The sequence below is a fragment of the uncultured Campylobacter sp. genome (assembly GCF_938018145.1).
Lineage (GTDB): Bacteria > Campylobacterota > Campylobacteria > Campylobacterales > Campylobacteraceae > Campylobacter_A.
Genome location: NZ_CALIII010000057.1, coordinates 1 through 1,244, shown reverse-complemented (window position 1 = coordinate 1,244; position 1,244 = coordinate 1). Strand labels below are relative to the sequence as shown.

Annotated in this window: 1 protein-coding gene and 1 pseudogene; one reads left to right on the top strand and one right to left on the bottom strand. The window is 46.6% G+C overall.

Features of this window, described 5'->3' with window-relative positions; genetic code table 11:
• A pseudogene (locus tag Q0338_RS01370) lies at nucleotides 1-235 on the top strand (ankyrin repeat domain-containing protein); the annotation flags it as partial.
• Nucleotides 236-537: 302 nt separating this feature from the next.
• Here the strand turns inward: Q0338_RS01370 and Q0338_RS01365 are convergent.
• Nucleotides 538-1,236 (bottom strand): MqnA/MqnD/SBP family protein, encoded by a 699-nt coding sequence (locus Q0338_RS01365; protein WP_298085196.1) that lies wholly within the window; start codon nucleotides 1,234-1,236, stop codon nucleotides 538-540.
• Nucleotides 1,237-1,244: the final 8 nt, after the last annotated feature.

Here is a 1,244-nt window from a genome sequence, read left to right as displayed (position 1 = left end):
GATAGACCCAAAAATGATAGAAGAATTTGACAAAGATATAAATTTCTACAAACAACACTGCCCCGACGAAAATGCAACGTTTAAAGACGCTAGAGCTTTTATAGTATGGGCAAATGATGAAAAAAAGATAAAAAAAATATATAGGTTTTTAAGTACATACAAAAGCGACTCGACCAAGGTGATTTACGTAGATAGTAACCGAAGTAAATCTAGTTCAAGCTCAAATTTGAAGTAAATAATCTCGGCGCAAAGACGAAGCCAAAATATAAATTCGGCCGAATGAAATTTGAGCTCGCGGCGGGCGTAAATTTAAAATTTAAGCAGGCAAATTTGACGAGAACGGACGTAAATTTGCCTGCTTAAATTTCAAATTTGACTAAATCTTGTTAGCTTCTAAAAAATGCGCCGCTTAGAGTGGTTAAAATTTAGCGTTGTGCGGCGGATTCAGCTCTAAACTACGGCATTTAAAGCGACTGCGAAAACCGCCCGAGATAAAAAGGCAAATTTAAAAAGCGGCGCGTTAGGGTAAATTTGCGCCTAACGCTCGCCTCGCGCCAAAAGCTTCGCCGTACGTCCGTTTTTTAGCACTTCTTTGAAAAATATCCGCAGCGCCTTTTGCTCCTTTGCGCCGATTTCGTAGCTGATAAATTTGAGATACCATTTGATATCATCCGCGCTGATGCCCCTAGTTTGGGCGTATTTGGCGAGGATGTAGTTTGGGATTTTGACATTTGCTCGCAAAAACTCGCGCGCCAGCCGCTCATACGCGCCGCGCCCCTTCACGCAGGAAAATCGCCCGAAAACAAACGGCAAGCCCGTCCGCTCGCGCCACGCCCGCCCAAGGTCGTAAAACGCCTCCTCGCCCTCCCGCAGATACGCCTTTAGCGCGCGGTCGCCGATGAGCACCTCGCCCTCAAGCCCCAGTACTTCGGCTAGCGCGTTTGAGCTAGCAGACGCAGGGTCGGGACGCGCGGAGGTGCCCTTTCGCACGAGCACGCTTTTGACGTCGCCTTTTGCGACGATGCCTAGGCTCACTTTTTTGTAGCGTTTTTTGCGGCTTTCGATACTAGAGACCACGGCGGCGTCGATCCTGCGGCAGCGCAGATCGCGGTTTAGTTTGCTAGGCACGCCCTTTTTAAATTCGATGATTTTTTTATCCTGCGAGCTTAGGCGCGAGCGCTTTAAAAATACGTGAAAAGGAAGCAAATTTAGATAATCAATCTTGCCAAAAATCATAAAAACTC

Coding starts and splice junctions, on each gene's coding strand:
- Q0338_RS01365 (WP_298085196.1), bottom strand. CDS start 1,236: ATGATTTTTGGCAAGATTGATTATCTAAATTTGCTTCCTTTTCACGTA.